Source organism: Buchnera aphidicola (Eriosoma grossulariae) (genome assembly GCF_964059045.1).
Classification (GTDB): Bacteria; Pseudomonadota; Gammaproteobacteria; order Enterobacterales; family Enterobacteriaceae; genus Buchnera_D; species Buchnera_D aphidicola_A.
This window is the reverse complement of the sequence record NZ_OZ060402.1, coordinates 371,091-397,329: the sequence shown is the minus strand read 5'-3', so window position 1 is coordinate 397,329 and position 26,239 is coordinate 371,091. Positions and strand designations below refer to the sequence as shown.

Here is a 26,239-nt window from a genome sequence, read left to right as displayed (position 1 = left end):
TTTGATTGTTTTTTAAAATTTATTTCTTTTCGGATATAGTATATTGGTTATATATAATAAATAAAATCAAATTTTTATATATAACAAGATTTATTTTTTAAAAAATATTTTTAAATTATGATTTTTAAAAATTTATTATTTTTAATTAAAATTATATTTTAATATTTTTGATATATTTTTATATATTATAATTTTAATTTAATAAATATAGTGCATTTATATATTTATTTAATATTTAATTTTATTAATTTATTGTGAAGATATTTATTTTTTTATTATTTGATAAAATATTTTAAGATTAATTAATTTTTAATGAAAGATTTTTAAACAATTATTATTGTTGTAAAAGTTATTTCATGTTTATTAAATATTTGTAATATAATTTTAAATTATATTTTTTGATAGTTATTCAATAAAAAAAATATTTTTTTATAATGTATGATTATTTTTTTCTTGATTCCATTCTTGTGGTGTAAAAGTTTTAATGGATACGGAATGAATAATTTGATTTGTAAAATATTGCATTAATGGAATATAAATAGTTTGTTGTTGTTTAACATGTTTCATTCCTAAAAATATTTTTCCAATGGCTATAATTTCAATATGATTATTATCACCTTTGATATATACATTTTCTAATGATGATATGGATTTCATTAATATAGATTTAATTTTTTGTATGTCCATAATTTTAATTGATTTACTCAAAATATTTTTAATTGTTATATTAATATATAAAAATATTATTTAATAATATTTTTTATATTAAAAGTTATTATTGATGAATTTAAAATATACCGTTAATACAATTAATTTATAATTTTTGTAAATATAATAAATTATTTTTAATAATATTTTTATTTTAAAATCAGTTTTCAAAGCATACAATTATTATAAAATATTTTTTTAAAAATATAGTATATTAAAAATTATTGAATATTTATTTCAGATGATTTTTAATTTAATAAAAAATTATAATAATATTATGTATTGATTTTTTTTTTAATTTATTTGAATATATTTTATATATCATAATTTATAAATATATACTAATTAAAATTAATTGATTTTTGATATTTTTATTTTGATTATAGTATAATAATTCATTACTATATGTATAGTAATATATTATTTATTTTTGTTATTTTATAATAATATATTTTTATTTTTATAGAAATATATTATTTTTTGAAAGTTATTTATTTTATTCAATTATTTTAAATTTAAAATATTAATTGATAATTTATAATAAATATAATAAATAAATATGATAATAATAAATGATTTAATTTTTAATGTATGAGGTGTAAAGTATGGTCAAACGGTTTCCAATGACGGTACAGGGAGCAGAAAAACTTCAAAATGAACTTTCATATTTAAAAAATATTACACGTCCAAAAATTATTTCTGCAATTTCAGAAGCTAGGGAACATGGTGATTTAAAGGAAAATTCTGAATATCATATTGCTAGAGAAGAACAAAGTTTTTGTGAAGGAAGAATCAAAGATATTGAAAATAAATTATTTCATTCACAAATAATAGATATTAGTAAAATTCCTAATACTGGAAAAGTAATTTTTGGAGTGACAGTAACCATTCTGAATTTAGAAACAAAAAAAAAATTTACTTATTGTATTGTAGGTAATGATGAGTCAGATTTCAAAAAACAATTTATTTCTATTAATTCTCCAATTGCTCGAGGTCTGATTGGAAAATCATTGAACGAAATTGCACATATTTTAACTCCTGGAGGTAATGTAAATTATAAAATTATTAAAATAGAACATATTTAAAAAAATAATATTTTAATTTAATATTAATATTTATGCGATTGATTATGTTTTTATTATTTTATTAAATCAATAATATATTTTTCTTGATCCGAAATACTTTTTAAATATAGAATTTATTTTTAATTTTTTATGTATGATGCATAAATAAAATATTTTTAATTTATAAAATTGTAATATTTAAAATATAAAAAATTAATTTTTTTATTGATAGAAATATTACAATTATAGTTGAATTACAAAGAGATTTATTTAATGTTTGGTGATAAATATTTTATGATTATTAAAAATCGTTCAAAAAGTTCTCATCAGTGGTTACATGAACATTTTAGAGATAAATATGTAAAAGAATCAAAAAAAAGAAAATTATGTTCTCGAGCATGGTTTAAATTGGAACAAATTAATAACAAATACAAAATTTTTAAATTAGGAATGAATGTACTGGATTTAGGATCTTCACCAGGAAGTTGGTCAGAGTATTCAGTTAACAAAATAGGTAGACAGGGTCAAATTATAGCTTGTGATATTTTACCTATGAAATACATTAATAATGTAATTTTTATTCAAGGTGATTTAAATAATAATATTATATTACATAAGGTCTTGAATCTTTGTAGAACTAAAACAATCAATGTAATTATGTCTGATATGGCTCCTAATACTAGTGGATGTTCATTGATAGATTTACCAAAAATTATTGCTTTAGGTGAATTAGCTTTATTTATTTCTAAAAATTTATTAGTTAAAAATGGAATTCTTTTATTGAAATTATTTCAAGGTACTGGTTTTGAAACATTTTTAAAAAGAATTTGTTCATTATTTTTAAAAGTAAAAATTTGTAAACCAGATTCTTCAAGAGGACGTTCTCGTGAAGTTTTTATTTTAGCAATAGGGCTAAAAAATTAATTACTTATTTTTTTTATTAACAAAAAAGTGAGGTTAATCCATTGAATGACATGGTTAAAAACCTAGTTCTTTGGTTTGTTATTGCAGTAGTTTTGATATCTATCTTTCATAATTTAAGTGTTAATAATGACAACTACCGTAAAGTAGATTATTCAACTTTTTTATCGGAAGTAAACCAAGATCAGGTTAGTGAAGCACGTATAAATGGTCATGAGATTAGTGTTACTAAAAAAGATAGTAGTAAATATATAACTTTAATTCCTATTAGTGATCCTAAATTACTTGATAATCTTTTAATTAGACATGTTAAAGTCATAGGTGATTTTCCTGAACCACCAAGTTTAATTACATCTATTTTTGTATCTTGGTTTCCTACATTATTATTAATTGGTGTATGGGTTTTTTTTATGAGACAAATACAATTTGGTGGTGGTAAGGGTGCAATGTCTTTTGGAAAAAGTAAAGCAAGAATGTTAGAAGATAATAAAATTAAAACTACTTTTTCAGATGTTGCAGGTTGTGATGAAGCTAAAGAAGAAGTAAAAGAATTAGTAGAATATCTTAAGGAACCATCTAGATTTCAGAAATTAGGTGGAAAAATTCCAAAAGGTATATTAATGGTAGGACCACCAGGAACTGGTAAAACTTTATTGGCTAAAGCCATTGCTGGTGAAGCAAAAGTACCATTTTTTACTATTTCTGGTTCAGAATTTGTAGAAATGTTTGTTGGTGTTGGAGCTTCTAGAGTACGTGATATGTTTGAACATTCTAGAAAATCTGCTCCTTGTATAATATTTATTGATGAAATAGACGCAGTTGGTCGACAAAGAGGTACAGGCTTAGGAGGAGGACATGATGAGAGAGAACAAACTTTAAATCAAATGTTAGTGGAAATGGATGGATTTGAAGGAAATGAAGGTATTATTTTAATTGCTGCTACTAATCGTCCAGATGTTTTAGATCCTGCGTTATTAAGACCAGGACGTTTTGATCGTCAGGTGATTGTTGCTCTACCTGATTTAAGAGGTAGAGAACAAATTCTCAAAGTACATATGAAAAAAATACCTTTAGCTAAAAATGTAGTTCCTATGATTATTGCAAGGGGAACTCCAGGTTTTTCTGGTGCAGATTTGGCTAATTTGGTTAATGAAGCAGCATTATTTGCAGCTCGATCTAACCATTTAGTTGTATCTATGTTAGAATTAGAAAAAGCCAAAGATAAAATAATTATGGGATCTGAAAGGAAATCAATGGTAATGACCGATATGCAAAAAGAATCTACTGCATATCATGAATCAGGTCATGTTATTATTGGGCAATTAGTTCCTGGTCATGATCCTGCTCATAAAGTAACGATTATACCTAGAGGACAAGCATTAGGTATTACTTTTTTTCTTCCTAAAGAAGATGTTTTTAGTATAAGTCGAGAAAAACTAGAAAGTCAAATATCTACTTTGTATGGTGGTCGTTTAGCGGAAGAGATTATTTATGGAGTGGATAAGATTTCAACAGGTTCTTCTAATGATATCAAAATTGCTACAAATTTAGCTAGAAAAATGATCACTCAGTGGGGGTTTTCAGAAAAATTAGGTCCTTTATTATATTCAGAAGAAGAAGGAGAAATTTTTTTAGGAAAAACTGTAGTTAAATCTAAACATATATCTAATGAAACAGCAAGAATTATAGATGAAGAAATAAAAATATTAATCGAAAAGAATTATAATCGCTCGAAAAAAATATTAAATGATAATATAGATATATTACATGCAATGAAAGAAGCATTAATGAAATATGAAACTATTAATGCTGATCAAATTAGTGATTTAATGAATCGAAAGCCAGTTAGATCACCAGAATTTTTTTCAGAAAAAAACATAAATAATAATATTTCTTAAATATATTTATTAAAGTAATATAATAACTATTATTAATTAATATAAATAATAATTATTAGTTATTTTAATTGGATATTGAATATCTTAATTTTTAATAATTTAATTTTTTAAAAAATATAAAAATTTTATAATTTTTATATTTTTTAAAATGATTTAATAAAAATTTTATTAATAAATATAAGGATACAATATATATGTATGATTTTTTTTTATAATTTTTATTTTTGTTTCATTTTTTTTAATTACTATAATTATTTTTCAATCAGAAAAAAAAATAAATGTTACTTCTACAGAATTAAATACTATGAACAAATTATTAAATCCATATAAAAAAAATAACTTTTTGATTATTATAACTAGTTTTTTAGCAATTATATTTTTTTTAACTGCATTAATGTTATGTAAAATTACTATTATTGAAGAAACTAAAGATTTGATGTCAAATAATCAAAAAAAAGAGATAGTAGATTCTATGATGATCAGTTAATATCTATAAAATTAAATTTTAGATATACCTCAATAATATGTCATAGTATAATTTTTATTTAATATTAGATATTTAGTAATATAACTAGAATAATTAATGCCGAAGTGGTGAAAATTGGTAGACACGCTACTTTGAGGTAGTAGTGCCTGTAATGAGGCGTACGGGTTCAAGTCCCGTCTTCGGTAGGAAGTAATACTAAATAAAAAATAGAAAAATAATATATATCAAATTAAATTAAATATGATATTTAAATGCGTTATAATAATTTTCAAAAATAAAATTTTAATTTTTATTTCAAATTAAGATAATAATATTTTTGTTTTGATTTTTAAAAATTATTGTTTTAATTAATATTTTTATAAATTTTTTATTTAGGGTATCAGATTTTTAATCCCCGAATTTAATCGGGGTTTTTTATTATTAAATATATTGAAAAATATCCTGTATTTAATAATAATTGATTATATATTTTTAATATAATTTATATATATTAAAAATCACTAATGAAATGAAATTTATATTTTACAATGGTTTTGATTTATTAAGAAAATTTTTTATCAAATTATATTATTTTTTTTAATAAAATTATTAAATTATTATTAATTTAATAAATATAAGTAATAGAGATATTAATATGTCTTATTATACAGTTAAAAATTTTTAAAATAATCATTTTTATTACAATATAAATTATAGTTTTCAAATAAATAGTATAATATTAATAACAATTAAAATATTAATATTTTAATTGTTATTAATCATAATATTAATATATTTTAACACACAGTTTATTTTAAAAATAACTAAGGTTAACTAAGATGAATAAAGAAATCTTAGCTGTTGCAGAAGCTGTATCTAATGAAAAATCTTTACCTCGAGAAAAAATCTTTGAAGCTTTAGAAATTGCATTAGCAACTGCAACAAAGAAAAAACATGATCAAGATGTGGATATTAGAGTTAGCATTGATCGAAAAACAGGAAGTTTTAAAACATTTAGACGTTGGATTGTAGTTCATGAAGTTACTCAACCAACAAAAGAAATCACTTTAGCTGCTGCTTGTTTTGAAGATGAAACAAAAAAAATTAATGATTATATTGAAGACGAAATTCAATCAGTTACATTTGATAGAATTACTACTCAAACAGCTAAACAAGTTATTGTACAAAAAGTTCGAGAAGCTGAACGTGCTATGATCGTTGAACAATTTCGTAACCATTCTGGTGAAATTGTTACAGGCATAGTAAAAAAAATTAATCGAGATAATATTATTTTAGATTTAGGTAATAATGCAGAAGCATTAATCATGCGTGAAGATATGTTACCTAGAGAAAATTTTAGACCAGGAGATCGTGTTCGTGGAGTATTATATGCTGTACATCCAGAATCTAAAGGATCACAACTATTTGTTAGTAGATCTAAAGATGAGATGTTAATAGAATTATTTAGAATTGAAGTTCCAGAAATAGGAGAAGAAGTTATTGAAATCAAAGCAACTGCAAGAGATCCTGGTTCTCGTGCTAAAATTGCTGTTAAAACTAATGATAAAAGAATTGATCCTGTTGGGGCCTGTGTAGGTATGAGAGGAGCAAGAGTACAAGCAGTTTCAAGTGAATTATGTGGGGAAAGAATTGACATTGTATTATGGGATGATAATTATCCACAATTTGTGATCAATGCTATGTCTCCTGCAGAAGTTTCTTCTATTATTGTTGATGAAGATTCACATACTATGGATATTGCAGTAGAAAATAATAATTTAGCACAAGCAATTGGAAGAAATGGACAAAATGTTCGTTTAGCATCTCAACTAACAGGTTGGGAATTAAATGTTATGACTATAGAAGAATTAACTATTAAACACAAAAAAGAATCTTGTGATTCTTTCAATTTATTTAAAAAATATTTAAATATTGATGATAAAATAGCTCAAATTTTAATTAATGAAGGATTTACTAAATTAGAAGAATTAGTTTATATTTCATTAAATGAATTATTAAATATAGCAGATTTAGATATAAATATAGTTAAAAAAATTCGTTATAATGCCAAAAATTCTTTAAAAATTATTGAATTAGAAAAAGATAATTATATTAAAAAATATCTTATTGATGATGATTTATTACGTTTAAACGGTATGACTCAAACTTTAGCTATTGAATTGTCTAAAAAAAAAATATGTACTTTAGAGAACTTAGCAGATCAAGGTGTTGATGATTTAACTGATATTAAAGAATTAGATGTTATCAAAGCTGGGAAATTAATCATGGCAGCTAGAAATATCTGTTGGTTTAGTAGTAAGTTGTAATAATAGGAAGCAATTTTATGATAGATCATATTAATTTAAAATTATTATCAAAAGAAATAAATATTTCTATAGATCAATTAATTAATAAATTAGCTGAGATTGGTATAGTAAAAACAAAATTTGATTATTTAGACTACAATGAAAAAAAAATGTTATTAAATCATTTAAATATTAAAAAAGAGAATAATGAAAACACATTTATTTTACAACGTAAAAAACATAGTACTTTAAATTTTTCTACAGCTAATGGTAAAAATAAATTAATTCAAGTGGAAGTACGTAAAAAACATATCTATTTCAAGCAAAATATAGAAGAAAATATACCTGTTAATCATACTAGAAAAATATTGAATAATAAAGAAAAAAAAATATCTGCTCATATTTTAATATCTCCTAATATTGTACAAAAAAAAAATAATAGTAAAACTATGAGTAAAAGAAAATTAATTACTACGCCATTAATCAAAAATCAATCCAGTCATATAGCCACTAATAGTTTGACTAAAGAATATAAAATGAAAGATAGAAAAAACAAAACTGAGTCATCTTCTCGTACATTAATTGAAAAAAGAACCAAATTAAATGATAAATTAAAAAATTGGGTAATAAAAAATAATGAAAAGACAGAATTGTTATCAAGAAAATTTTTTAATAATCATTCTATAGAAGATAATAAGAATTTAAAAACAGAAAAAATTCATCGTGATCGTATTAAAAATCATAAGAATTATATTCCAAAGAAAAAAAATAATAATCATTTCTCGAATAAAATAGATAAAGAAAATAAAAATATAATTATTAAACATAATAATAAAAATAAAAATAAAAACTATTTATCATTACAACAAAGTTTTCAAAAACCATTAAAAATAATTAATCGGGATATTTTTATCAGAGAAACTATTACAGTTTCAGAATTAGCAAAAAAAATGTCTGTAAAAACTTCTGCAGTAATAAAAAAAATTTTTTTAATAGAAAATATAAAAGTTACTGGTGATAAAATTTTAGATCAAGATATAGCACAATTGATAGCTGAAGAAATGGGTCATAAAGTTATTTTACAATTTAATAATGAATTAGAAAAATCTTTATTAAAAGATCGTGATAAAGGTATTACTAGTCAATTTAATAGAGCGCCTATTGTGACTGTCATGGGGCATGTAGACCATGGTAAGACTTCTTTATTAGATTATATTCGTTCTACTAATATAGCTAAAAAAGAATCTGGCGGTATTACACAACATATAGGTGCATACCATGTTAAAACAGAAAGTGGAATAATTACTTTTCTTGATACTCCTGGTCATTCTGCTTTTACTTCTATGAGAGCCAGAGGAGTTCATGCAACTGATTTAGTTGTTTTAGTTGTTGCTGCTGATGATGGTGTTAAACCACAAACTATAGAAGCGATTCAACATGCTAAAGCAGCAAAAGTACCAGTTTTAGTTGCCATTAATAAAATTGATAAAAATGAATCAAATCCAGAAGAGATAAAAAATCAATTAACAAAACATGGTATTGTTCCAGAAAGCTGGGGTGGGGAAAATATATTTGTAAATGTTTCGGCAAAAACTGGAGAAGGAATACAAGATTTATTAAGTGCTATTTTATTACAATCAGAATTATTAGAATTACGTTCTGTTTCGAATGGTATGGCTATAGGAGTAGTTATCGAATCTTATTTAGATAAAGGACGTGGTCCTGTAGCAACAGTATTAGTAAAAGAAGGTGTTTTAAATAAAGGTGATATTGTATTATGTGGTTTTGAATATGGTCGTGTAAGAGGATTATTAAACGAATTAGGTCAAGATATTCAACAAGCTGGACCATCAATACCTGTTGCAATATTAGGTTTGTCTGGTGTTCCTTCAGCTGGAGATTTAATCACTGTAGTAAGAAATGAAAAAAAAGCAAGGGAAGTAGCTATGTATCGTAAAGATCAATTTAGAATTACAAAATTGTCTCTTCAGAAAAAAACAACTCTTGAAAATATGTTTCAAAATGTAAATGGAAAAAATAATATTGAATTGAATATTATTTTAAAAACAGATGTCCAAGGTTCTCTAGAGGCTATTTCAGATGCATTAATCAATATTTCTAATCATGAAGTTGTAATAAAAATAATTGGTTCTGGTGTTGGTGGAATTACAGAAACAGATGCATCTTTAGCATCAGCTTCTAATGCGATTATTGTGGGTTTTAATGTTCGTGCAGATAATTCTGCTCGTCGTATTATTGAATTAGATAACATAGATTTACGTTATTATTCTGTTATCTATAATCTCATTGATGAAGTCAAAGCCTCTATGTTAGGTATGTTATCCCCAAAATATAAACAAGAAATTATAGGTTTAGCTGAAGTAAGAAACATTTTTAAATCACCTAAATTTGGTCATATAGCGGGATGTATGGTTATAGAAGGAATTATTAAAAAAAGTAAACCAATTAGAGTATTAAGAAATAATATAGTAATTTATGAAGGAGAATTAGAATCATTAAGGAGATTTAAAGAAGATGTAAATGAAGTTAGAAATGGCATGGAGTGTGGAATAGGAGTAAAAAATTATAATGATATTCATGTACATGATATAATAGAAGTTTTCAAAACTGTTTCAATAATACGTAATATTTAATTTTTTTTCATTATGAGATTTAATTAAGAATTTTAAAATATTTCAGGATATAAAAATTTGGACAAAATAAATTATAGAACAATTCGAATAGGTCAAGAAATAAAAAAATCTGTTGCTAATATATTACAATATGATCTTAATGATCCAAGAATTCATTTAAATGTTTCTATTTTACATGTAGTAGTTTCTAAAGATTTATCTCATGCAAAAATATTTTTTAGTTTGTTAAAAGATAGTCAATTAAAAAAAATATTAAAAATATTAAATCATGCAATTGGTTATATTAGAAAAAAGTTAAGTCAAAAAATCTTTTGTCGTATAATTCCATCATTAATTTTTATTTATGACGATTCTTTGTTAAAAGGAATTAAGATGACAAAAATTATTAATACTACATTAAATATTTGTGAAAATAATTCAAAACATTAAAAAATATAGGAATTAAAATTTATATCTATGAAATGTTCATATAATGTCAATGGTGTTCTTTTAATAGATAAATCTAAAGGAATTTCTTCTAATTATTTATTACAGCAAGTAAAAAAAATTTTTCGAGCAAAAAAAGCAGGTCATACTGGTTCATTAGATCCCTTAGCTACAGGAATGCTTCCTATTTGTTTTGGTGAATCTACTAAATTTTCAAAATATTTACTGAATGCTAAAAAAAGATATATTGTTATTGCTCAATTAGGTATAAAAACTACAACTTCTGATGCAGAAGGGGAAATTATAAAAATTAGTCCAGTATATATTACCAAAGAAAAACTAAATAATACTTTAAAAAAATTTTTAGGACATATTACACAAAAACCTTCGATGTATTCTGCGATAAAATATCAGGGTTTGTCATTATATAAATATGCTAGAAAAGGCATTACTATTGATAGAGATACTAGAAAAATTACGATCTATGAGTTAAACTGTATTATATATCATAAAAAATTTATAAAATTAGAAGTATATTGTTCTAAAGGTACGTACATTCGTACTTTAATTGATGATTTAGGAGAACAGTTAGGTTGTGGAGCACATGTAGTTTTTTTACGTCGTTTGCAAGTAGGTTTATATAAAATGCATAATTTAGTGACATTTAATAAACTGATTGATATAAAAAAAAAATTTAATCAAAATTATTTCCTGTTTCCACAGTATTTAAGTAAATTGAATTTATTACATCCTATTGATAGCCCTGTTTCTTGTTTTTCTAAAATCAAATTAACTGATTTTGAATCAAAAATATTAATCAGTGGACAATCTATACAATTAAATAGTATACCTGTAAGTCCAAATAAAATTGTGAGAATAATGAATAATTTATCTAAATTATTCATTGGTATCGGTAAAATTAATAAATATGGTGTTTTAACTCCAATACGATTAATTTCACAGTAATAGTATTAATAATATTTATTAAAATTGTATTTTTTATTTTTGTATTTGAAATATAAACATGAGGATTTATATGTTATTAGCATTGAAAAAAAAAGAATTAATAGCAATTTATGGGAAAAATGAAAAAGATACAGGATTATCTGAAGTACAAATTTCGTTGTTAACTTTTCAAATCAATTATTTACAAAAACATTTTATTAGTCATAAGAAAGATCATTGTAGTCGAAGAGGTTTGTTAAAAATGGTATCTAAACGTAGAAAATTACTAGATTATTTGAAAATAAATAGTCTTTCAAGATATCAAAAACTGATTAAAAATTTAAATTTAAGAAGATAAAATTATTTATCTTGTATGATTTTTATTTAATTTAATTAATTTAATTAATATTTTGTATATTCATCATAATATAAATTTAATTTGTGTTTTTTTAAAAAATTATATTATACGTAAAAATATTAATAAAAATATACAGAATGTTTTATCTTTATTATATTACTATAATAAAATTATAATATATTTGTAAATGATTAATTAAAAAAATTTAACATAATTAACTGTATTTTAAGGATAATATTTTGCTCAATCCGATTGTACGAAAATTTCAATATGGAAATCATACTGTTACAATAGAGACAGGAATACTAGCAAGACAAGCCACTTCAGCTGTAATGGTTAGTATAGATGACACTGCCGTTCTTGTTACAGTTGTAGCAGATAAGAAAATACAATTGAATCAAAAATATTTTCCATTAACTGTAAATTATCAAGAACGAGCATATGCTGCAGGTAGAATACCAGGAGGTTTTTTCCGTAGAGAAGGACGTCCGAGTGAAAATGAAATATTAATAGCTAGATTAATAGATAGACCGATTCGGCCTTTATTTCCTAAAAATTTTATGAATAATATTCAAATTATTGCTACTGTAGTCTCTTTTAATCCTCAAGTTAATCCAGATATAGTAGCTATTATTGGTGCTTCAGCAGCTTTAAGTATATCAGGGTTACCGTTTAGAGGACCTGTTGGTGCAGCTAGAGTAGGTTATATAAATAATCAGTATATTTTAAATCCTTCTTATGATGAAATGAAAATTAGTAAGTTAGATTTGGTTGTATCCGGAACAAAAAATGCTGTTTTAATGGTAGAAGCTGAATCGGACATGTTAACAGAAGATGAAATAATTAATGCGATTTCATTTGGACATCAAGCACAACAAGCTGTCATAGATAATATTTTATATTTGTCTAATAAAATTACATCTTTATCTTGGGAAATTTCTTCTGAACCATATAATCCTGTTTTATTTTTTCGTGTTTCATCTTTATCAGAATATAAGATTAGTCATGCATATCAAATCGTTGAAAAAAAAATGCGAATGCATGAACTAGATTTGATTAAATCAGACTTAATTTCTACTTTATTAAACGAAAATTTAATTACTCATGAATCAGAAATTGATGATATTTTTTATGAATTGGAAAAAAATATAGTTCGTAATAGAATATTAAATGGTCAATTAAGAATCGATGGCAGAGAACCAGATATGATTCGTGCTTTAGATGTTCGTACAGGAATCTTACCACGTACACATGGTTCAGCTTTATTCACTCGTGGAGAAACACAATCTTTAGTTGCGATTACTTTAGGAACTTCTAGGGATGCTCAAAATATTGATGAATTATTAGGAGATAGATCAGAAAATTTTTTATTTCATTATAATTTTCCACCATATGCTGTAGGAGAAATTGGTATGATAGGTTCTCCTAAGCGCAGAGAAATAGGACATGGTTGTTTAGCTAAAAAAAGTTTATTATCAGTTATGCCAAGTATAGATATGTTTCCATATACTGTGCGTATAGTATCAGAAATAACTGAATCAAATGGTTCTTCTTCGATGGCTTCAGTATGTGCTGCTTCATTAGCTTTAATGGATGCAGGTGTGCCGATTTCATCAGCTATAGCAGGTATTGCTATGGGATTAATTAAAGAAGGGGATCATTACATTATATTATCTGATATTTTAGGTGATGAAGATCATTTAGGTGATATGGATTTTAAAGTAGCAGGTAGTAAGTCAGGTATTACTTGTTTGCAAATGGACATGAAAATAGAAGATATTACATATGAGATTATTAAATTTGCTTTAGTAAAAGCTAAATATGCTAGATTACATATTCTTCAAGTCATGGAAAAAGCATTAAATTACCCTCGCAATGATATTTCTGAATTTGCACCAAGAATACATATAATAAAAATTAATCCAGAAAAAATTAAAGATTTAATTGGAAAAGGTGGTTCAGTAATTCGTATGTTAACTGAAGAAACAGGAACTACAATTGAAATTGAAGATAATGGAACAGTAAAGATTTCAGCTATTATTAAAGAAAAAGCTAAAATCGCAATTCGTAGAATTGAAGAAATAACAGCTGAAATTGAAGTCGGTAAAATATATTTAGGCAAAGTTACTCGCATTGTTGATTTTGGGGCATTTGTTTCAATTGGTATTGGAAAAGAAGGATTAGTTCATATTTCTCAAATTTCTGATAAACGTGTTGAAAAAGTTACTGATTACCTTAAAATTGATCAAAAAGTATCAGTAAAAGTATTAGATGTAGATAGACAGGGACGGTTACGTTTAAGTATTAAAGATAGTGAATAAAATTTTTTCTTTAAATTAGTATTATTGAGTTATATAAAAGAAATAATATTTTACATATTGTAATGAAAATGTATATATTACAAGATAATTTTATATAAAATATATTAAAATAATATCCATATTTAAAATTATTTTTTAATATTTAATATTTAGCATGTATTTAAATTTAATTTTTTAAATAAAATATTAATAATATAATTAATACTATTAATTAAAAATTGAATAATAATTTATTTTTATATTTTTAATTTTTAAATTTATTTATATATCAATTGATTTTTTTTAATATTTTTAAATATTTTAAATATATTCGGGGTGAATAATATAATATAAAAATATTGTATACAGTTAAATTATTTATGAAACATTAAGATTTTTAATTATTTATGATAATTTTTATTTTATAATTTCATATTTATAATGTTATTATTGTTTCTAAAATTATTTTTTTAGTGTTTTGTAATAAAAATATAATAAGTTTTTATTCATCATATTTTAATTTCAGTCAACAGACATTGTCATTGATTATGTTTATTAAAAATTTTCATAATAATTGATGTCAATTGGCTACAGTTATTTAAGAGGTTCATGTACTGCATGACTCACATTGAAACTACATTTTCTATTCTTGGTTTAAAACCTTCACTAATCCAAGCATTAAATGATTTAGGATATATAAAACCATCTCCTATTCAATCAACTTGTATTCCATATCTTTTAGAAGGTAAAGATGTATTAGGTATGGCTCAAACTGGAAGTGGTAAAACAGCAGCTTTTGCTTTACCTTTACTGCATAATATTAATATTAATTTGAAATCTCCTCAAATATTAGTATTAGCACCTACTAGAGAATTAGCTGTTCAAGTAGGTCAGGCTTTTTCTGATTTTTCTAAATATATGTATGGGATTCATATATTAGCGCTTTATGGTGGTCAAAGATATGAATTACAATTAAAATCTTTAAAAAAAGGCCCTCAAATTGTTGTAGGTACTCCAGGACGGTTACTTGATCATTTAAAAAGAGGTACTTTAAATTTATCTAATTTGCATGGATTAGTTTTAGATGAAGCAGATGAAATGCTACGTATGGGATTTATTGAAGATGTTGAAACTATTATGGCTCAAATACCTAAAGAACATCAAACAGCTTTATTTTCAGCCACGATGCCTGAAGTTATTCTTCGTATTTCGCGTAGATTTATGAAAGAACCAAAAGAAATTAAAATTCAATCTAATATTAATACTAGACCAAATATTCAACAAAGTTTTTGGATAGTTTACGGTAGAAAAACTGATGGTTTGATTCGATTTTTAGAAGTAGAAGATTTTTCAGCAACAATAATATTTGTTCGTACAAAAAATGCTACTTTAGAAGTTTCAGAGGCATTAGAAAAAAATGGTTATAATAGTGCTGCATTAAATGGCGATATGAATCAAGCGCTTCGAGAACAAACATTAGAAAAATTAAAAGATGGTAGATTAGATATATTAATAGCCACTGATGTTGCAGCAAGAGGGTTAGATGTAGATAGAATAACTCTTGTCATTAATTATGACATTCCTATGGATGCTGAATCTTATGTACATCGTATTGGTCGAACTGGTCGTGCGGGTCGAACTGGTCGTGCTTTATTATTTGTTGAAAATAGAGAACGTCGTTTATTAAGAAATATTGAACGTATTATGAAATTAAATATTCAAGAAGTAAAGTTACCTAACGTTGCATTATTAAGCGAACGTCGTTTGAAAAAATTTTCTGAAAAAGTAAATATTAATTTAAAAAGTGCTGATTTAAATGAATATTGTTTATTACTACCTAAAATACAGTTATCAAATGAATTTAATTTAGAAAAATTAGCTGCTGCATTATTAAAGATGGCGCAAGGTGAAAGACCTTTAATCATTAAATCAGATTTAAATTCAAAATATAATCGTTATAATTGTATGAAAGATAATGAAATTAAAAAAACAGAAAACATAAGAATTTATCGTAATCGTAGAGATCGAAAAAGTTATATGGAAATGGATCTATACAAAATTGAAGTAGGTCGAAATGATGGTGTTGAAGTACGTCATATCGTAGGTGCAATAGCTAATGAAGGTGATATTAGTAGTAAAAATATTGGTCATGTTAATATTTTCCCTACATATTCGACAATTGAATTACCAAAATCTTTATCTAGTAATTTGTTACAAACATTTGCTCGTACTCGTATTTTAAATAAACAAATTAATATAAAAATTTTCTATGATTCAAAATTAAAAGAACGTAGGATATTTTCTAAAAGTTCAATAAAAAATTTAGATCGTACGATAACGAATCGGACACCTGATCGTCGTCATGTACCTCAATCTCATTTTTCTAGATCCTCTAAACGTATTGATAAACGTTTTTGTTAGAAAAAAACACGTAATTGATGATTTTGATAAATTTGTTTTGGTTTTGTGGTAGAAGGTATTTTCTACCACTTATTTTATGATATTACTTGTCATTTTTATATGCAATCGCTTCAATTTCAATTTTAACTTTTTGAGGTAACGCTGAAACTTCTATACATGTTCTTGATGGAAAGTATGATACATTATTTTTTATAAAAAATGTTTCATATGTTTGATTAATTTGGTCTATTTCTTCCATATTAACAATATATATTGTCGTTTTTACAATATTTTTAATATTAAAATTAGCTGCAATTAAAATAGATTTAATGTTTTTTAAAGTAATATATGTTTGTTCATTAATATTTTTAGGAATAGTATTTGATTTAATATCTATGGGTATTTGTCCTGAAGTAATAATAAAATTTTTGAATGTAATAGCTTGTGAATAAGGACCTATTGGTTTTGGTGCATTAATTGTATATATACTAGACATTATTGTCATCCTTTTAAATTAATAATAATTTATTATTATGTATGTTACAACCATAATTATACGGTTTTATAAAAATAATTTAGTTTACATTTAAATCATTATAAAAATTTAATTAAATATATAATATTTAAAAACAAAAATAATAATTATTTATTTACAATTATAATGATTTTTTATCATTTTTAATATATAAAATTTTGGATATGTATTTAAAAACAATTATTTAATATTATATTTTAATATCAATATTGAAAAATTATTTTTTGATTAATTTAAAATCATATCACATAATTAATGTAGATATAATTAATGCTTTGATAGTATGAAGTCTATTTTCAGCTTGTTGAAAGATTATATTATTATTTAATTTGAATACTGTGTTAGTGATTTCTAATCCATCTTTTAATCCTGATATATTTAATATTTCTTTCCCTATTTTTGTTTCACTATTATGTAATGCAGGTAAACAATGTAAAATTTTGATTTCAGGATTATTTGTTAAATTCAGCATATATTCATTTACTTGATATTTTTTTAGAAAAAAAATTTTCTCTTCCCATTTTTTTTTCTGTTCTCCCATGGAAATCCAAACATCAGTATAGATAAAATCTGTATTTTTTACACCTTCTTGAATGTTTTCAGTACATATTATTTTTTTTTTGTGTTTTTCAATTTTATTTTGACAGATATCAAAAAATTTTTTTTCTGGCCAATATTTTTTAGGGGCAACTATTTTAAAGTTAAATCCAATTAAGGCAGCTGCTTCAAGTATACTATTACATATATTATTACTAGCATCTCCAACGTATGACAACGTAATTTCAGATAAATCTTTTTTTTTATTAATATTTTCTTCTATAGTTAATAAATCGGCTAATAATTGTGTAGGATGGAATTTTTCAGTTAATCCATTCCATACGGGTTTTTTAGAATATTTTGATAATATTTCAATATTTTGATGATTATGTCCTCGATATTGAATACCATCATACATACTACTAAGAACTTGACTAGTATCTTTAATTGATTCTTTAGATCCTAAATGTGTATCTTTTGGTCCTAAATATGTAATATTAGCTCCTTGATCAAAAGCAGCTACTTCAAAAGCACATCTAGTTCTTGTAGATTCTTTTTCAAAAATTAACACTATATTTTTTTTTTTTAAGTATTGTTGTTCTGTTTTATTTTTTTTATTTTTTTTTAAAATTTTTGAGAAATTAATTAAATAATTAATTTCTTGTTTGGTAATATCGAATAATCTAAGTAAACTTTTTTGATATAAATTAATCATATTTTTTCCTAAATATATTTTTAAAAAGTAAATATTTGTATATATTTTTATTAACCATATATATAAATTAATAAATTATAATTATAATATATTAAATTTATTTTTTTTGAATAATTTTTTAAATAAATATATTTTTGTAATTAAAATTAAAAAAAAATTTTAATATTATAAATTTAGTTTATATCATATAATATGGAAAATTTTATTTTAAAATAATCATTCAATTTAATATTGAAATTAAATTTAGTAATTTAAGGTTTAATAATATGCATTATAGTATAACTCATTCTTTAAAAGAAAATTCAAATATTGATTGTCTTGTGCTATTTTTATTTTCTTCAATTTCTTTTTCTTCAAGTGTAAAAGATATTGATGATTTTAATTCTAACTATATTAGTCATTTAATTGCAAATAAAGATTTTAATCAAGATATTGGGAATAATTTATTATTACATAATATTAATTATTTTAATATTAAAAAAATTTTATTAATTGGTTGTGGTAAAATCAATGATTTAAAGATATATTCATATAAAAAAATTATTCAAAATAGTATTCAAATTTTATTAAAAAATAATATAAAAAATGTAATATATATTATACAAGATTTAAATTTAAATAATAGAGATATATATTGGAAAATACGATTAGCTATAGAGTATATAGAAAATCAATTATATTTATTTAACAAATTTAAATCAAAAATAGTCCGAAATGATTTTGTTTTATCAGAAATAATATTTCATATTTTGCTTAAAAAAGATTTACCATATGTTCAATTAGCTATTAAACATGCTTCTTCAATTGTTTTAGGTATTAAAGAAACAAAAGATATTAGTAACACACCTCCTAATATTTGCAATCCTTTATTTTTAGTTGAAAAAGCAAAATATTTATCTGAATTATATAAAGAGAATATTTATATTGATATTATTGATGAAGTTAAAATGAAACAATTAGGTATGCATGCATATTTAGCAGTTAGTCAAGGTTCTAAAAATCAATCATACATGACTGTAATTAAATATCATGGTAATAATTATAATAATAATTATCAAGATATTGTATTTATAGGAAAAGGGGTTACTTTTGATTCGGGCGGATTGTCTATAAAACCTGCTTTAAATATGCACTATATGAAATATGATATGTGTGGGGCTGCAGCTATATACGGAGTATTGTTAATAGTAGCAAAATTAAAGTTACCAATTAATATTATTGGAGTAATGGCTACTTGTGAAAATATGCCAGGTGGTAATTCCTTGCGACCTGGTGATATATTACAAACGATGTCAAACAAAACTGTAGAAGTTTTAAATACAGATGCAGAAGGTCGATTAATTTTATGTGATGTTTTAACTTATGTGGAAAGATTTAATCCTAAAATTGTAATAGATGTGGCTACTTTAACAGGTGCTTGTGTTGTAGCATTAGGAACACATATAACAGGTTTGATGTCAAATAGTAATTCTTTATCAAAATCTTTAATTATTGCTGGAAAACAAACAAACGATATAGTATGGAGATTACCAATTATTGATGAATATCAAAAAGATTTAAATTCCTATGTAGCTGATATGACTAATATAGGTCATAATTCTGCAGGAGCTATTGTAGCTTCTTGTTTTCTTTCTCAATTTGCACACAAATATAAATGGGCACATTTGGATATTGCTGGCACGGCATGGTTATCGGGAAATGGAAAAGGAGCAACTGGAAGACCAGTTTCTTTATTAGTACAATTTATATTAAACATGTTAAATAATTAAAAGAGTTAATTGAAAATTAATTGATTTATTGATTTTTTATTTTTACTAAACAACTTGATCATAGATTATAAAAATAATATGAAAACTAAATATCAACCTCAATATATTGAAGAAAAAATATATCATTTTTGGGAAAAAAATAATTTATTCAGGCCTAATAAAAACATTAAAAAAAATAATTTTTGTATAGTAATACCACCTCCAAATATTACTGGTGATTTACATATGGGGCATGCATTTCAACAGACTATTATGGACATAATAATTCGATATCATCGTATGCAAGGTAAAAATACATTATGGCAGGTAGGTACTGATCATGCTGGTATTGCTACTCAAATTTTAGTAGAAAAAAAATTAGAATTAGAAGAAGGGAAAAAAAGAATAGAATATACACGTTCTGAATTTATTGAAAAAATATGGAAATGGAAATCAAAATTTAATCTTTCTATTAATAATCAAATGAAGAAACTAGGGAATTCTGTTGATTGGAAAAATGAAAGATTTACACTAGATAAAGGAATGTCTATTGCTGTAAAAACAGCTTTTATTCAATTATATAAAGACAAATTAATTTACCAAAGAAAAAAAATTTCAAACTGGGATGTACAATTACAAACTGTTATTTCTGATTTAGAAGTAGAACATCGTGATGTCAATGGATTAGTATATTGGATTAAGTATTTTATATTTAGTAAAGAAAAAAATAATTTAGATAAAAATTATTTATTAATTGAGACTACTAGACCAGAAACATTATTAGGAGATGTAGCTCTAGCGGTACATCCTGAAGATGGAAGATATCAAAAATATATTGGTTTATATGTTTTAGTACCAATTATTAATCGTCTTATTCCAATTATTGCTGATACTCATATTAATCAAAATCAAGGAACTGGTTGTGTAAAAATAACACCTGCTCATGATTTCCATGATTATAAAATAGCTTTAATTCATAAATTACCAATGATAAATATTTATACATTAGATGGTAAAATTAGAGAAAAATTACAAATTTTTGATTATTCTGGTAATTTTTCTAAAATCTATGATGATTCTATTCCTGTTGAACTACAACAATTAAATTTAAATTTAGCAAGAAAAAATATTATTAATAAATTAATAGAATTAAATTTATTAAAAAAAACAATATCTAAAATACTGACATTACCATATGGTGATCGCAGTGGTAAGATTATAGAACCTATGTTGACTAATCAATGGTATTTAAGTACTTCTTTATTAGCTAAAGAAGCTATTCAAGCTGTCAGAGATGGAAGGATTGAATTTATACCTAAAAAATATGAAAAAATTTATTTTTCTTGGATGAACAATATTGAAGATTGGTGTATTTCTCGTCAATTATGGTGGGGGCATCAAATTCCTATTTGGTTTGATAAAAACAAAAATGTATTTGTCGGACATAATGAAGAAGATGTCAGGAAAAATTATAAAATATCTCCTGAAACAATATTAGTTCAAGAAACAGATGTATTAGATACTTGGTTTTCTTCAGCTTTATGGACATTTAGTTCTTTAGGTTGGCCAGCAGATACTGAGTATTTTAAATTATTTCATAGTACTGATTTATTAGTTACTGGTTTTGATATTATTTTTTTTTGGATTTCTAGAATGATTATGTTAACAATGTATTTAATTAAAGATGATCAAGGAAACAGTCAGGTTCCATTTAAAAAAATTTTAATTACTGGACTCATTCGGGATGAAATTGGACAAAAAATGTCTAAATCTAAAGGTAATGTTTTAGATCCATTAGATATGATAAACGGTATTAATTTAATTGAACTGATTCGAAAAAGGACTAAAAATATGATTAAACCTGAATTAAAAAAAATCATATCTCAAAGAACAAAATTATCTTTTCCAAATGGTATTGAAGAATCAGGAACAGATGCTTTAAGATTTACATTTGCTTCATTATCTTTATTGAATAAAAATATTAATTGGGATCATAGTCGTTTAAAGAGTTATCGAAATTTTTGTAACAAATTATGGAATGCTAGTCGTTTTGTAATAATCAATTGTCAAGAATTAGATTTGAATATATTTGGTATTGATAATAGCACTTTTGTTTTTGATCAATGGATTAAAATTGAATTAAATGAAACTATTAAGAATTATCGAATAGCTTTAGATAATTACAGATTTGATAAAGCAGCAAATATTTTATATGATTTTGTTTGGAATAAGTTTTGTGATTGGTATTTGGAATTATCTAAAGTTATTTTACGTGATTCAAATCAGATTCAAAAACAAAAAACTCAATATACATTATTAATACTGTTAGAACAAATTTTAAGATTAGCGCATCCTATTATTCCATATATTACTGAAAGTATTTGGAAACGGTTACCATTATTTATGAATAACAAATGTAATCAAAGTATTATGATTCAAAAATTTCCAAAATCTTATGTTATTCCTGAAAATAAAAAAATAATATTAGAAGATATTGTTTGGATTCAAGAAATAATTTGTGAATTGAGAAATTTTAAAATTAATTTCAATTTAAGTAAAAAAAATTTATTAAGTTTGTTTTTTAAAAATGTTAACATAAAAAGTAAAAAATATTTAAGTAAATATGGGGATTTTTTAATTAAAATATTAAATTTAAAAAATTTTACTATTTTAAATGAACATGATATTTGTCCTATTGGTATAAAAATACATATTGTTGGATTAGAATGTATTATTGTACATCATACATTATTAAATAAAAATATGATTAAATATCAATTTACAAACATAAAAAACAAGTATAATTATGTTAAAAAACAAATTCAAATTTGTAAAAAAAAATTATCTGATGATAATTTTTTAACCAGAGCACCAAAAGAGATTATTAATAAAGAACAAAATAAATTATTAGAATTAAAAAATAAACAAAATAAATTAAAAAATTATATTCAATAATATTAACAATATTTTTTTATTTTTATTAAATTTAAAGTTATTTTTAAATAATAAAGATTTTTTGAAATAATATAATTATTAATTAATATTATTATTTTTAATTATTTTTTCATGATTTTTTTAAAATTAGGGCATATCATTTATGTTACATTTATGTAATTTAATTTCTAATAAAAAATTAAAAAATCAAGTTATGATTGAATCTCAATCTAGGATTACTCTTTCTTTTTATAAATATTTTAATATTTGTAATCCAATATTATTTCGAAATAATTTATATATTTTTTTTAATCGTTTAAATATTTTAGGTAGAGTATATATTGCTCAAGAAGGTATTAATGCTCAAATCAGTGTTCCTGAAAAAATTTTTTTTTCATTTAGTAGTATTTTATCACAATTTTCTAGTATATTTGATGATATTCATATTAATCAATCTATAGATAATAGTAATTTTTCATTTTGGGTTTTAAGAATAAAAGTACGAAAAAAAATCGTTTCTGATGGTCTTAATGATACAAAATTTAATATTAAAAAAACTGGTATATATTTGAACGCTGAATCAGTTAATAATATGTATTCTGATCCAGAATCTGTTTTTGTAGATATGAGAAATAGTTACGAATATAAAATTGGTCATTTTGATCGAGCAATTAATATCAAAAAAAATACTTTTCGTGATCAATTAAAAATTATTATTGATGAATTAATTCCTTATAAATATAAAAATATTGTGATGTATTGTACTGGAGGTATTCGATGCGAAAAATCTTCGGCATGGTTAAAATATCATAATTTTAAATATGTTTATCAAATTAAAAATGGTATTATCGGTTATATTCATGAAGCTCGTAAAAAAAATTTACCAATTTATTTTAAGGGTAAAAATTTTGTATTTGATTCGAGATTAGTTGAAAAAATTTCAGATGATGTAATATCTTATTGTAGACAATGTAATTGTCCTTGTGATAGTTATGTTAATTGTAATTATCAAAAATGTCATTTATTATTTATACAATGTATAAAATGTAATTATAAGTTTAATCAATGTTGCTCATATTTATGTCAAAATAAATTAAATAATTATAAAAAATAATTTATTTTTACATATATATTATATCTATTTTAATAATTTATTATTTTTAAATATTATAAAAATATGATTGATTAGTCATTAATAAAATAATTATTAAATAATAAAATATTTTTTTTAAAAATATTTTATTATTTAATTTATATTTTTAATGATTTTTTTAAAAAAATAAATATTTTTATTTTAAATTATTTATATAAGTTTATTATGAACAACATAAAAATTATATTTTTTTATTTGAATGAATCATTCTATTTTTTATTAAAATAATTTTTTAATTGTTCTAATTCATTCCATCTATTAAAAGCATTATTTAATTCTTTTTCTTTCTTTTTTAATTCTTTTGTTTTTAATTTTATTTCTTGTTGATTTTGAGTAAAAAAAGATTTTTGTTTCATATTTTGTTGTATATAAAAAATATTTTTTTCGATTTTTTCTATCATCGATGGCAAATTATATAGTTCTTTTTGAAGATGATAACTCAATTTTGGATTATTTATTTTTTTATTAGTTATATTAGTATTATTAATATTTTTTTTAAGTTTTTCTGGTTTTTTTTGATTAATATTTTTTATATATAATTTTTTAGGAATATTTTTGTATCCCCCTATATAATTGTGAATTTGACCTGTATTAGTAAAATACCAACATTTTTTAACAGTATTATTAATAAAAGTTCTATCATGACTGACTAATAATACCGTACCTGTATAATTAATAATTGCATTTTCTAATATTTTTAATGTTTCTATATCAAGATTATTAGTAGGTTCATCTAAAATTAATACATTGCTTGGAATTAAAAAAATTTTAGCTAGTAATAATCGACTTTTTTCTCCTCCAGATAATGTTTGAATAGGTCTTGTAATTTGATCTTCAGAGAATAAAAATTTTTGAAGATAATGTGTAATACTTTCTTTTTTTTTATTAATGACGATTTCTTGTTTTCCATAAGATAAATTTTCTAATATATTTTGATTTAAATTTAATGTTGAATGATTTTGATCAAAATAAGCAATATTTAAATTTTTATTTAATGTAATTTTTCCTGTAGTAGGATTAATGTTTTTTAAAATTAATTTTAACATAGTGCTTTTTCCAGATCCATTATTTCCAATTAATGCTATTTTATCTCCTTTTATGATAGTTTCTGAAAATATTTTTAAAATACTTTTTTTTTGAATATTAAAAGTAATATTACGAATTTTACAAATAATTTTTTGATAATTTTCTTGATAATTGATATCAATATTAACTTTTTTAGGCATTTTAATTAAATTATTAAAAATATTTTGATTTTTTTTTAATATTTTAACTCTTCCTTCATTTCTTGTACATCTTGCTTTAGTATTTTTTTTAAACCATTTATTTTCTTGTTCTATTTTTTTTTTTAATTTTTCATTTTTTATTAATTCAATTTCATTTTTTTTTTCTTTTTTTTGATTGAATTGGTTATAATTACCAGGGAATACAATTAAATCTCCTCTATCTAAATTAATAATTTTTGTGCAAATTTTTTGAATAAAAGCACGGTCATGTGAGATGAATAATATACTTCCTGAAAATTTTATAAAGAAATTTTCTAACCATATAATAGTTTTTAGATCTAAGTGATTAGTAGGTTCATCTAATAGTAGTAAATCTGCATCATTAATAATTGCTTTTGCTAACATTGTTTTTTGTAATTCACCACCAGATAAGTTAGATAATTTATCATGTTTTTTTATATTTAAAGAATGAATAATTTGATTAATTTTTGATTGTTGATTAGATTGATTAAATTGATTTTTAATCATATGTGATATATTAATATTTTTTATATTATTATTTTGGATTAAGCATGATTTTTTTGATTGTTTTTTTATGCAATATTTTTGATTGAATATAAAATCATCAATATTTTGTTCTAAAACTACAGGTGTATTTTGACTTAAATAAGATATTTTAATTCCATTTTTATATGTAATTTTCCCTTGATCTAGTTCTTGTTTTTTTGCAAGCACTTTTAATAATGTAGATTTACCAGCTCCGTTTTTTCCAATTAAACAAATCCTTTCATTGTTATTAATTTGTAAATTGACATTATTTAATATAATTAATTTGTGAAAAGATAAAAAAGAATTTTGTAAATTTATAATAGACATAAAATTTTTCCTAAAAATGTTATATTTTAAAATTTAATTTTATTATAATTATGAAAATGAATTTTTAAT

18 protein-coding genes and 1 tRNA gene are annotated in these 26,239 nt (G+C 22.7%); 15 read left to right on the top strand and 4 right to left on the bottom strand.

Annotated elements, in window-relative coordinates; genetic code table 11:
* Positions 1-429: 429 nt before the first annotated feature.
* Positions 430-687, bottom strand: a complete 258-nt coding sequence (locus AB4W51_RS01685) for a BolA family protein (protein WP_367676410.1) — start codon at positions 685-687, stop codon at positions 430-432.
* Positions 688-1,313: 626 nt separating this feature from the next.
* Here AB4W51_RS01685 and greA point away from each other — a divergent pair.
* From greA to AB4W51_RS01625, 12 genes are all read left to right on the top strand, one after another.
* Positions 1,314-1,793, top strand: coding sequence for a transcription elongation factor GreA (gene greA, locus AB4W51_RS01680; protein ID WP_367676409.1), 480 nt, complete (start codon positions 1,314-1,316; stop codon positions 1,791-1,793).
* A 273-nt stretch (positions 1,794-2,066) separates the two neighbouring features.
* The gene (locus AB4W51_RS01675) at positions 2,067-2,696 is read left to right on the top strand and encodes an RlmE family RNA methyltransferase (protein WP_367676827.1); all 630 of its coding nucleotides are present in this window, start codon (positions 2,067-2,069) and stop codon (positions 2,694-2,696) included.
* A gap of 50 nt (positions 2,697-2,746) precedes the next feature.
* Complete coding sequence (gene ftsH / locus AB4W51_RS01670) at positions 2,747-4,591, top strand: ATP-dependent zinc metalloprotease FtsH (RefSeq protein ID WP_367676408.1); 1,845 nt, start codon at positions 2,747-2,749, stop codon at positions 4,589-4,591.
* Positions 4,592-4,802: 211 nt separating this feature from the next.
* Entirely contained in the window at positions 4,803-5,078 is a 276-nt protein-coding gene (gene secG, locus AB4W51_RS01665) for a preprotein translocase subunit SecG (RefSeq protein WP_367676826.1), read from the top strand.
* A 98-nt stretch (positions 5,079-5,176) separates the two neighbouring features.
* A tRNA-Leu gene (locus AB4W51_RS01660) sits at positions 5,177-5,263 on the top strand.
* Between the two features lie 633 nt (positions 5,264-5,896).
* Positions 5,897-7,384 (top strand): transcription termination factor NusA, encoded by a 1,488-nt coding sequence (nusA, locus tag AB4W51_RS01655; protein WP_367676407.1) that lies wholly within the window; start codon positions 5,897-5,899, stop codon positions 7,382-7,384.
* A 20-nt stretch (positions 7,385-7,404) separates the two neighbouring features.
* Complete coding sequence (infB, locus tag AB4W51_RS01650) at positions 7,405-10,017, top strand: translation initiation factor IF-2 (protein WP_367676825.1); 2,613 nt, start codon at positions 7,405-7,407, stop codon at positions 10,015-10,017.
* 57 nt (positions 10,018-10,074) lie between these two features.
* A complete protein-coding gene (rbfA, locus tag AB4W51_RS01645) occupies positions 10,075-10,446 on the top strand; it encodes a 30S ribosome-binding factor RbfA (RefSeq protein ID WP_367676406.1) in 372 nt (123 codons plus the stop codon).
* A gap of 27 nt (positions 10,447-10,473) precedes the next feature.
* Positions 10,474-11,409 carry a tRNA pseudouridine(55) synthase TruB gene (gene truB / locus AB4W51_RS01640; RefSeq protein ID WP_367676405.1) on the top strand — a complete coding sequence of 312 codons (936 nt, stop codon included), beginning with the start codon at positions 10,474-10,476 and terminating at the stop codon, positions 11,407-11,409.
* Between the two features lie 70 nt (positions 11,410-11,479).
* Complete coding sequence (gene rpsO / locus AB4W51_RS01635; RefSeq protein ID WP_367676404.1) at positions 11,480-11,746, top strand: 30S ribosomal protein S15; 267 nt, start codon at positions 11,480-11,482, stop codon at positions 11,744-11,746.
* Positions 11,747-11,985: 239 nt separating this feature from the next.
* Positions 11,986-14,067, top strand: coding sequence for a polyribonucleotide nucleotidyltransferase (pnp, locus tag AB4W51_RS01630; RefSeq protein ID WP_367676403.1), 2,082 nt, complete (start codon positions 11,986-11,988; stop codon positions 14,065-14,067).
* Between the two features lie 597 nt (positions 14,068-14,664).
* Positions 14,665-16,467, top strand: coding sequence for a DEAD/DEAH box helicase (locus AB4W51_RS01625; RefSeq protein ID WP_367676402.1), 1,803 nt, complete (start codon positions 14,665-14,667; stop codon positions 16,465-16,467).
* A gap of 82 nt (positions 16,468-16,549) precedes the next feature.
* Here AB4W51_RS01625 and AB4W51_RS01620 read toward each other — a convergent pair whose 3' ends face one another.
* Both AB4W51_RS01620 and argF read right to left on the bottom strand, forming a co-directional pair.
* Positions 16,550-16,945 carry a RidA family protein gene (locus AB4W51_RS01620; protein WP_367676824.1) on the bottom strand — a complete coding sequence of 132 codons (396 nt, stop codon included), beginning with the start codon at positions 16,943-16,945 and terminating at the stop codon, positions 16,550-16,552.
* A gap of 280 nt (positions 16,946-17,225) precedes the next feature.
* The gene (argF, locus tag AB4W51_RS01615) at positions 17,226-18,233 is read right to left on the bottom strand and encodes an ornithine carbamoyltransferase (RefSeq protein WP_367676401.1); all 1,008 of its coding nucleotides are present in this window, start codon (positions 18,231-18,233) and stop codon (positions 17,226-17,228) included.
* A 266-nt stretch (positions 18,234-18,499) separates the two neighbouring features.
* Between argF and AB4W51_RS01610 the strand changes: the two genes are divergently transcribed.
* From AB4W51_RS01610 to AB4W51_RS01600, 3 genes are all read left to right on the top strand, one after another.
* On the top strand, positions 18,500-20,002 hold the full coding sequence (locus AB4W51_RS01610; protein WP_367676400.1) for a leucyl aminopeptidase: 1,503 nt from the start codon (positions 18,500-18,502) through the stop codon (positions 20,000-20,002).
* A gap of 78 nt (positions 20,003-20,080) precedes the next feature.
* Positions 20,081-22,936, top strand: a complete 2,856-nt coding sequence (locus AB4W51_RS01605; RefSeq protein WP_367676399.1) for a valine--tRNA ligase — start codon at positions 20,081-20,083, stop codon at positions 22,934-22,936.
* A gap of 142 nt (positions 22,937-23,078) precedes the next feature.
* Positions 23,079-24,029 carry a rhodanese-related sulfurtransferase gene (locus AB4W51_RS01600; RefSeq protein WP_367676398.1) on the top strand — a complete coding sequence of 317 codons (951 nt, stop codon included), beginning with the start codon at positions 23,079-23,081 and terminating at the stop codon, positions 24,027-24,029.
* A 248-nt stretch (positions 24,030-24,277) separates the two neighbouring features.
* Here AB4W51_RS01600 and AB4W51_RS01595 read toward each other — a convergent pair whose 3' ends face one another.
* Positions 24,278-26,170: an ATP-binding cassette domain-containing protein gene (locus tag AB4W51_RS01595; RefSeq protein ID WP_367676397.1), complete on the bottom strand. Its 1,893-nt coding sequence runs from the start codon at positions 26,168-26,170 to the stop codon at positions 24,278-24,280.
* Positions 26,171-26,239 lie beyond the last annotated feature (69 nt).